4 protein-coding genes are annotated in these 6672 nt (G+C 74.7%); all 4 read left to right on the forward strand.

Annotated elements, in window-relative coordinates; genetic code table 11:
• Window positions 1–40: 40 nt before the first annotated feature.
• The gene (locus HYE82_RS32485; protein WP_179177801.1) at window positions 41–2026 is read left to right on the forward strand and encodes an FAD/NAD(P)-binding domain-containing protein; all 1986 of its coding nucleotides are present in this window, start codon (window positions 41–43) and stop codon (window positions 2024–2026) included.
• Window positions 2023–3552: a 3-carboxy-cis,cis-muconate cycloisomerase gene (pcaB, locus tag HYE82_RS32490; protein ID WP_179177802.1), complete on the forward strand. Its 1530-nt coding sequence runs from the start codon at window positions 2023–2025 to the stop codon at window positions 3550–3552. The genes HYE82_RS32485 and pcaB overlap by 4 nt, the downstream gene beginning before the upstream one ends.
• 99 nt (window positions 3553–3651) lie before the next feature.
• Window positions 3652–5076 (forward strand): MFS transporter, encoded by a 1425-nt coding sequence (locus HYE82_RS32495; RefSeq protein WP_179177803.1) that lies wholly within the window; start codon window positions 3652–3654, stop codon window positions 5074–5076.
• Window positions 5069–6672 (forward strand): molybdopterin oxidoreductase family protein (locus HYE82_RS32500; RefSeq protein ID WP_179177804.1); only part of this gene is annotated, 1604 nt, incomplete at its 3' end. The genes HYE82_RS32495 and HYE82_RS32500, both read left to right, overlap by 8 nt.

Raw genomic sequence — 6672 nt, forward strand, 5'->3', positions numbered from 1 at the left:
CCGCCCCGGCCACCCCGGCCGCCTCGAACGGAGACAAGTGATGACCTCCCGCCACAACCGCCTCCAGGTGGCCGTCATCGGAGCCGGCCCCCGCGGCCTCTCCGTCCTGGAGCGCCTGTGCGCCAACGAGCGCAACGCCCCCTCGCACGCCGCGGTCACCGTCCACGTGGTCGACCCCTCGGCGCCCGGCGCCGGCCAGGTCTGGCGGCCCGACCAGTCCCAGCACCTGCTGATGAACACGGTCGCCTCCCAGATCACCATCTACACCGACGACAGCGTGCAGACCGAAGGCCCGATCGAGCCCGGCCCGAGCCTGTACGAGTGGGCGCAAGGCGTCGCCGCGTCCGGCGAGGGCGACGGGGCCACGGTCGCCGAGGCCCGCCGCCTCGGCCCGAACACGTACCCCACCCGCGCCTTCTACGGCAGCTACCTGCGCGCCACCTTCGAGCGGGTCGTCGCCCTCGCCCCCGCCCACGTCACCGTCGAGGTCCACCGCTCCCGGGCCGTGGCCATGGCCGACACCCACGGCACCCCGGGCAGCCTCCAGGGCATCCGCCTGGAGAACGGCACCCGGCTCAACGACCTCGACGCCATCGTCATGGCCCAGGGCCACGTACCGGCCCGGCTGACCCCCCGCGAGGCCAAGACCGCGAGCCTCGCCCGCATCCACCACCTCACCTACATCACCCCCGCCAACCCCGCCGACCTCGACCTGCACACCGTCAAGCCCGGCCAGAACGTCCTGCTGCGCGGCCTCGGCCTGAACTTCTTCGACCACATGGCCCTCTTCACCGCCGGACGCGGCGGGCGGTTCGTCCGCGGGGAGGACGGCCGCCTCACCTACCGGGCTTCGGGCAACGAGCCGGTGCTGTACGCCAGTTCGCGCCGCGGCATCCCGTACCACGCCCGCGGCGAGAACGAGAAGGGCGCCTACGGCCGCTACCTGCCGCGCCTGCTCACCCCCGCCCGGATCGAGGAGCTGCGCAGCCGCTCCGAGGACGGCGAGGGCATCGACTTCACCGCCGACCTGTGGCCGCTGATCTCCCGCGAGACGGAGAGCGTCTACTACGGGGCCCTGCTCGCGGCCCGCGGCCGCGGCGACGAGCGCGAGGGCTTCACCACGCGCTTCCTGTCGCTGGCGGACGAGGAGGACCGGTCCTCGCTCCTGGACGTGTACGGCATCGGCGCGGACGAGCGCTGGAACTGGGAGAAGCTCTCCCGACCGTACGGCGACCGCGAGTTCACCAGCCGCGAGGAGTTCCGGGCCTGGCTGGTCGACTACCTGGCCGCCGACGTCCGCGAGGCCAGGGCCGGCAACCTCAGCGGCCCGCTCAAGGCGGCCCTGGACGTCCTGCGCGACCTGCGCAACGAGATCCGCCTCGCCGTCGACCACGGCGGCCTGACCGGGGACTCGCACCGCGACGACCTGGAGGGCTGGTACACCCCGCTCAACGCCTTCCTCTCCATCGGCCCGCCGGCCTCCCGGATCGAGGAGATGATCGCCCTGATCGACGCCGGGGTGCTCGTCCTGACCGGGCCCGGCACCGAGATCCGCGTCGACACGGCCTCCGGCGACGACGCCGCGTTCGTCGCCCGGTCCCGCAGCGTCCCCGGCCCCGCGGTCCGCTCCACCGTGCTGATCGAGGCCCGCCTGCCCGAGCCCGACCTGCGCCGCACCGACGACCCGCTGCTGCGCCACCTCCTCGACACCGAGCAGTGCACCACGTACCGGATCTCCGGACCCGACGGCACCGGCTACGAGTCCGGCGGGCTCGCCGTCACCGAGCGCCCGTACCGGCTGCTCGACGCCCGCGGCCGCGTCCACCCGCGCCGGTTCGCGTACGGGGTGCCCACCGAGTCCGTGCACTGGGTCACCGCGGCCGGCATCCGCCCGGGCGTCGACTCGGTCACCCTCGGCGACTCCGACGCCATCGCCCGCTCGGTCCTCGCCCTGCCGCCCGCATCCGTCGTCCCGGCCGGGGTCTCCCTGCCCGCCGAGACCGACCTGACCGGCGTCCTCGTATGAGCACCGAGGGCACGGGCGCCGCAGGTCCGGGCGCCGCAGGTCCGGGCGCCGCAGGTCCGGGCGCCGAAGGCGCGGGCGCCGGAGCCGCCGGCGGCGGGGCCCAGGGCACGCTCACCGACGCGGGGCTGCTGTCGCCGGTGCGCGCCGGCACCCCCGCCGAGGAGGCCGTCTCCGACCTCGCCTGGCTCCAGGCCATGCTGGACGCCGAGGCCGCCCTGGCCCGCGCCCAGGCCGGGCTCGGCACCCTCCCGAAGGAGGCCGCCGACACCATCACCCGGGCTGCCCGGGCGGACCACCTCGACCTGCGGGAACTCGCCCTGGCCGCCCGGGAGACCGCGAACCCGGTGGTCGGGCTGGTGCAGGCGCTGACCCGGGTGGTCGCCGCCGAGGACGCGCGGGCCGCCGAATACGTGCACCGCGGCTCCACCAGCCAGGACATCCTCGACACCGGCGCCATGCTGGTGGCCGCCCGGACCCTGCGCCTGATCCGCGCCGACCTGGGCCGCACCGCCGCCGCCCTCGCCCGGCTGGCCGGCGAGCACCGGAACACGGCGATGGCCGGCCGCACCCTCGCCCTGCAGGCCGTGCCCACCACCTTCGGCCTGAAGGCGGCGGGCTGGCGGCAGCTGGTCCTGGACGCGGACGAGCGCCTGGCCCGGATCGCGGACGGCGGACTGCCGGTGTCCCTCGGCGGGGCCGCCGGAACCCTCGCCGGGTACCTGGAGTACGCCCGGATCGACGGCGCGGGGGAGCAGGACCCCGGCGCGTACCTGGACCGGCTGGTCGGGGCGTACGCCGCCGAGACGGGGCTGGCCCGGCCCGCCCTGCCCTGGCACGTGCTGCGGACCCCGGTCGCCGACCTCGCGGCGGCGCTCGCCTTCACGGCCGGAGCCCTCGGGAAGATCGCGGTCGACGTGCAGAACCTGTCCCGGACGGAGGTCGGCGAGGTCGCCGAGCCGGCCGTGGCCGGCCGCGGCAGTTCCTCGGCGATGCCGCACAAGCGCAACCCGGTGCTGAGCACGCTGCTGCGCAGCGCCGCCCTCCAGGTGCCGGTGCTGGCGACGGGGCTGGTGCAGTGCCTGGTCTCGGAGGACGAACGCTCCGCCGGCGTCTGGCACGCGGAGTGGCAGCTGCTGCGCGAGGCGCTGCGGCTGGTCGGCGGCGCGGCGCACACCGCGGTCGAGCTCGCCGAGGGGCTGTCGGCCCGGCCCGTACGGATGCGCGCCAACCTGATGCTGACGGGCAGCCAGGTGGTGTCCGAGAGGATCGCGGCGGTGCTGGCACCGGAGCTGGGGAAGGCGGCGGCGAAGCAGCTGCTGACCCGGGTCTCCGCGGCGGCGGAGGAGAGCGGCCGACCGCTGCACGAGCTGCTCGCCGGGGAGCCGGAGCTCCAAGGGCGATGGGACGGTGCGGAGTTGGCCGCGCTGTGCGATCCGGCGGCGTACACGGGGGGTGCGGGCGCGCTCGTGGACCGGGCGTTGAGGCGGTCGGGTCGAGGCGACGACCGGGGCCGGTCTGCCGTTTGAGGCCGGGCTGTCGTTCTCGGCAGGGCCGACGCTTGAGTCAGAACTGAACTGAACTGTATAGTTCAAGACATCAGCCACCGAACAGAAAGCCGAGGAGCCATGACGTCGCCCGCGCCCGCACGTCCCGCAACCGGACGCTGGATCGAGGACTGGGACCCCGAGAACGAGGAGTTCTGGCAGCGGACCGGAAAGCGGATCGCACGCCGCAACCTGGTCCTCTCGGTCCTCTCCGAGCACATCGGCTTCTCCGTGTGGAGCATGTGGTCCGTCCTCGTGCTCTTCATGTCGCCCGCGATCGGCCTGGGCTTCACCCCCGCCGAGAAGTTCCTCCTCGTCGTCGTCCCCACCCTCGTCGGCGCCGCCCTGCGGCTGCCCTACAGCCACGCGGTGACCCGCTTCGGCGGCCGCAACTGGACCGTCTTCGCCTCCGGGATCCTGCTCCTGCCCGCCCTGGCCGCCCTCTGGTTCATCCAGCGGCCCGGCACCCCGCTGTGGGTGTTCCTGCTGATCGGGGCGGTCGGCGGAGTCGGCGGCGGCAACTTCGCCTCCTCGATGACCAACATCACCGCCCTCTTCCCCCAACGCCACCAGGGCTGGGCCCTCGGGCTCAACGCCGGCGGCGGCAACCTCGGCGTCGCCGCCATCCAGCTCATCGGCCTCCTCGTCATCGCCACCGCCGGCAGCACCCACCCCGCGTACGTCATCGCCGTCTACATCCCGCTGATCGTGCTGGCCGCCGTCCTCGCCGCCTGGAAGATGGACAACTTCACGGCCGTACGCAGCGCCCCCGGCGCCCAGCGCGAAGCCGCCGGCAACCCGCACACGTGGTGGATATCCCTCCTCTACGTCGGCACCTTCGGCTCCTTCATCGGCTACGGCTTCGCCTTCGGCCTCGTCCTGCAGAGCCAGTTCGGCGCCACCCCCCTCCAGTCCGCCTCCTACACCTTCCTCGGGCCGCTGCTCGGCTCCCTCTTCCGGCCCGTCGGCGGACTGCTGTCCGACCGGTGGGGCGGCGCCCGCGTCACCCTGGTCACCTTCCTGGCGATGGCCGCCGGCACCGGCGTCCTCCTGCTCGCCTCCTCGAAAGGCTCGTACGGGCTGTTCGTCGCCGGGTTCACCGCCCTGTTCGTCCTGACCGGCCTCGGCAACGGCTCCACCTACAAGCTCATCCCGGCCGTCTTCGCCCGACAGGCCCAGGACGAGGTCACCTCCGGGCACGACGCGGAGGCCGCCTTCGCCCGCTCCCGCCGGCTCTCCGGCGCGGTCATCGGCATCGCCGGCGCGGTCGGCGCCCTCGGCGGGGTCGGCGTCAACCTGGTCTTCCGCAGCGCCTACAGCGGCCCGGACCCCTCCGGCGAACCGGCCTTCCTCGCCTTCCTGGGCTACTACGTGGTCTGCGTCCTGGTCACCTGGGCGGTCTACCTGCGCCGCGACACGGCGGCCGGGATCCCCGCCGCCACGGAGGACGCGGCCGCTGCGGCCGACGCCTCCCGCACCGCCCGAGCGGAGGCCACCCGTGTCTGAGACCGCCACCCACTGCCCCTACTGCGCCCTCCAGTGCGGTACCCGCCTCACCCACGACACCGGCCGCACCACCGTCCGTCCCGACGCCGCCTTCCCCGTCAACCAGGGCGGCCTCTGCCAGAAGGGCTGGACCGCCCCCGCGCTCCTCGACACCCCCGGCCGCATCACCCGGCCCCTGATCCGCGGCGCGGACGGCGCACTCGCCCCCACCGACTGGGACACCGCCCTCGACTTCATCGCCGCCCGGCTGCGGGCGATCCGCGACGAGCACGGCCCCGACGCGGTCGGCGTGTTCGGCGGCGGCGGCCTCACCAACGAAAAGGCCTACCAACTCGGCAAGTTCGCCCGTGTCGCCCTCGGCACCAGCCAGATCGACTACAACGGCCGGTTCTGCATGTCCTCGGCCGCCGCCGCCGGTTCGGCCGCCTTCGGCCTCGACCGCGGCCTGCCCTTCCCCGTCACCGACCTCGCCTCCGCCGACGTCGTCCTCCTCGCCGGCGCCAACCCGGCCGAGACCATGCCGCCGCTGATGCGCCACCTCAACCACGCGCAGCTCATCGTCATCGACCCGCGCCGCACCCCCACCGCCGAGGCCGCCGCCCTGCACCTGCAGCCCACCCCCGGCACCGACCTCGCCCTCGCCCTCGGCCTGCTCCACCTCGCCGCCACCGAGGGCCACACCGACCAGGAGTACCTCGACAAGCGCACCACCGGCTTCGAAGCCGCCTGGCGGCGGGCCGCCGCCTGGTGGCCCGAGCGGGTCGAACGCGTCACCGGCGTCCCCGTCGCCGAAATGCGCGAGGCGGTCGCCCTCCTGGCCGGCGCCGAGCGGGCGTACGTCCTGACCGGGCGCGGCGCCGAACAGCACAGCAAGGGCACCGACACCGTCGCCGCGTTCATCAACCTCGCCCTCACCCTCGGCCTGCCCGGCCGCGAGGGCAGCGGCTACGGCTGCCTCACCGGCCAGGGCAACGGCCAGGGTGGCCGCGAACACGGCCAGAAGGCCGACCAGCTGCCCGGCTACCGGATGCTCACCGACCCCGACGCCCGCGCCCACGTCGCCGCCGTGTGGGGCGTCGACCCCGACAGCCTGCCCGGACCCGGCCGCAGCGCCTACGAGCTCCTCGACGCCCTCGGCACCGACGGCGGGCCGCGCGCCCTGCTCGTCTTCGGCTCCAACCCGGTCGTCTCCGCGCCCCGCGCCGCCCGCATCGCCGACCGGCTGGCCTCGCTCGACCTGCTCGTCGTCGCCGACTTCGTACCGTCCGAGACCGCAGAGACGGCCGACGTCGTCCTCCCCGTCACCCAGTGGGCCGAGGAGGAAGGCACCATGACCAGCCTCGAAGGCCGTGTCCTGCGCCGCCGCCGACTCCTCGCCCCGCCAGGCGGGGCCCGCAGCGACCTCGACGTGCTCCACGGCCTCGCCGTCCGCCTCGGCCAGGACCCCGCCCGCTTCCCCACCGCACCGCGCGAGGTCTTCGAGGAACTGCGCCGCGCCTCCCGCGGCGGCCGCGCCGACTACTCCGGCATCAGCTACGAACGCCTCGACGCCGGCGAAGCCCTCCACTGGCCCTGTCCCGCCACCCCCGACGGCGC

The organism is Streptomyces sp. BR123 (genome assembly GCF_013401435.1).
Classification (GTDB): Bacteria; Actinomycetota; Actinomycetes; order Streptomycetales; family Streptomycetaceae; genus Streptomyces.